This window comes from Streptomyces sp. NPDC056160 (genome assembly GCF_042268205.1).
Lineage (GTDB): Bacteria > Actinomycetota > Actinomycetes > Streptomycetales > Streptomycetaceae > Streptomyces.
The window spans coordinates 1-2,654 of record NZ_JBHJUW010000304.1 but is presented as its reverse complement, the minus strand read 5'-3'; the positions used below and the strand labels follow the sequence as shown (position 1 = coordinate 2,654).

1 protein-coding gene is annotated in these 2,654 nt (G+C 68.5%); it reads left to right on the top strand.

The window, feature by feature from the left end:
- The first annotated feature begins 727 nt into the window (after positions 1-727).
- On the top strand, positions 728-2,575 hold the full coding sequence (gene ltrA, locus ACFC02_RS42205) for a group II intron reverse transcriptase/maturase (RefSeq protein ID WP_376368280.1): 1,848 nt from the start codon (positions 728-730) through the stop codon (positions 2,573-2,575).
- Positions 2,576-2,654 lie beyond the last annotated feature (79 nt).

The window sequence follows — 2,654 nt, the reverse complement described above, 5'->3', positions numbered from 1 at the left end:
CATCACCCACTCATGGCCTTCGTCGACCACGGGCCGGACGGCACCGGGGAACCGGCCGCGGCCCTGCTCAGGCCGGGCAACGCGGGCTCGGTGCGACACGAGGTCGCACAGATTGAGTGGTCACACCGATTGGAGGTTCGGCCGATGCCGAGGGTGTAGACCCGGGCCAGTGTCCAAGGCCCGTCCCCGCTTCGACGTGCGTCACTGGCAACGGTGGGTGCGGAGCTCGGAGAAGACGCCCAAGGGCTCCCGATCCGTCCGGGGGCCACAGGCAAGGGGAAGACCGGACGGGTGAACGCGAGTGAACCTCTGATGATGCCTCGTCACGTTTGGGCCCCGCCAGACGGAAGACTCCAGCGGGGTGAAGGGACTGGCCGCAGAGAAGCGGCAGGTGCCGGTCGGACAGCGAACCGCCGACCGGGAGGACACCACCGTCCCCGGGGTATAGGGGGCACCCACCCCGGTCGTATCTCAACTGTGTGGAACGTGGAAACCCCGACGGGGTCCGACCAGCACCGCTGGCCGGTGAGCCGACCGCGAGGAAGGCCCAGCCCCCGGGCGGGAACAGGATGGCCCAAGAAGCGAACGCTGGCCGCCGAAAGGCAGCGGGAACACGGGGCACCACGGTCGGCCCTCCGCCGGCCGCCCCGCATAACCGGCCGGATACGGGCAGATGCCCGGACCCGAAAGGGTGCCGACGTGGGCCAGGTGAGCCTGTGGAGACCAGATGCTCGAACAACCGGAACCGAAGGACAAGTTGGACACCAAGGCAGCAGTACCGATCTCGGCGGCCCAGGCCGCTCGGGCGGCTGGCGCTGCGGTGAACGGACCCAAGGACGAAATCACCGACTGGCTGGCAATCGACTGGCAGCAGGTCGAGGACGACGTACGGCGACTTCGGCAACGCATCTTCACGGCATCGCAGGCGGGGGACCTGAAGAAGGTCCGCAACCTGCAGAAACTGATGCTCCGCTCCCGGGCCAACACGCTGCTGAGCGTGCGCCGGGTCACGGAGGTCAACGCTGGCCGCACGACCGCCGGGATCGACGGGAAGGTGGTGCTGCTGCCCCAGGGCAAGGCCGAGCTGGCCCACTGGATTCAGCGATCCGCCAACACGTGGCAGGCCCGGCCGGTCAGGCGGGTGTATATCCCCAAGGCAGGAGGGAAGAAGCAGCGTCCGCTCGGCATTCCCGTGATCGTCGACCGCGCTCTCCAAGCGCGGGCGCTGGGAGCATTGGAACCCGAGTGGGAGGCGCGGTTCGAGCCGAAGTCGTACGGCTTCCGGCCCGGCCGCGGCTGCCACGACGCGATCGAGGCGATCTTCAAGGCGGTCGGCGGCAAGAATCCGCACCGCCGGTGGGTCCTCGACGCTGACCTGGCAGCAGCGTTCGACCGCATCGACCATGACCACCTCCTCCGCCAGATCGGCACGTTCCCCGCGCGGGAACAGATCCGTCAGTGGCTGAAGGCGGGAGTGGTCGAGCGCGAACAGCTCACCCTGACCGAGGAGGGAACTCCTCAAGGCGGGGTGATCAGCCCGACGCTGTTGAACGTCGCCCTGCACGGGCTGGAGGAAGCCGCCGGAGTCCGGTACTTCCCTGACTGGATGAGGCACGGCGGGAAGTCGGCCCCGGGCACCCCTGTGGTGATCCGCTATGCCGATGACCTGGTGGCCTTGTGCGTCAGCGAGGACCAGGCCCGACAGGTCAAGCAGCAACTCGCCCAGTGGCTGGCGCCGAGAGGACTGGCCTTCAACGAGGACAAGACGCGGGTCGTCCGCCTCGAAGACGGCTTTGACTTCCTCGGGTTCAACGTCCGTCGCTACCGCAACGGCAAGTTGCTGACCAAGCCCAGCAAGGCGGCCGTGCAACGCATCCGCAGCAGGCTCGCCGCCGAGGTCAAGGCCCTGCACGGGGCCAACGCCCAAGCGGTGATCAACAAGCTCAACCCCGTGATCCGGGGCTGGGCAGCCTACTACCGAACCGGGGTGTCCAAGGAGATCTTCTCCTCCCTGGACCACTACGCGTGGCGGCTCACCTACCGGTGGGGCCTGCGGGTGCACCCGAACAAGTCGAAACGCTGGGTCGTGGCCCGGTACTTCGGCGCGTTCCACCACTCCAGAAGGGACCGCTGGGTGTTCGGCGACCGGGACACCGGCCGCTACCTGGTGAAGTTCTCCTGGACAAAGATCGTCCGTCATCGGCTGGTCCAGGGCAGGGCATCTCCGGACGACCCCGCCCTGAGCAGCTACTGGGCTGAACGGCGACGGCGGCGAAAGCCTCCGCTGGGCCCGTTCGTGCTGCGGCTTCTGCGCGCGCAGCGCGGACTCTGCCCCGGCTGCGGCAACCTGTTGCTGCACGCCGACCACGAGCCCCAGAATCCCACCGAGTGGGAGCAGTGGCTCACCACCGTCCACATGGCGATCCGCCGCACGGCGGTCACCACTGAGGACGGCAGCCCGCCGGACGACACCGCACGCTGCCTCATACACGCCCACTGCGCGCGACGACGCACCGCCGCCCGTGCACCGGGACCAGCACTTCTGTCCGCCCGCGAGCCCCCGGGGCTTGCTTGAGCCGTGTGCCTGGAAAGCGGGCAAGCACGGTTCTGAGGGGGCCCCGGCGCAGTAATGCGCCGGGGCTACCCGACAACAC

Excerpts from the sequence above, each read along its gene's own strand:
- ltrA (WP_376368280.1), top strand. The coding sequence starts at position 728 with ATGCTCGAACAACCGGAACCGAAGGACAAGTTGGACACCAAGGCAGCA.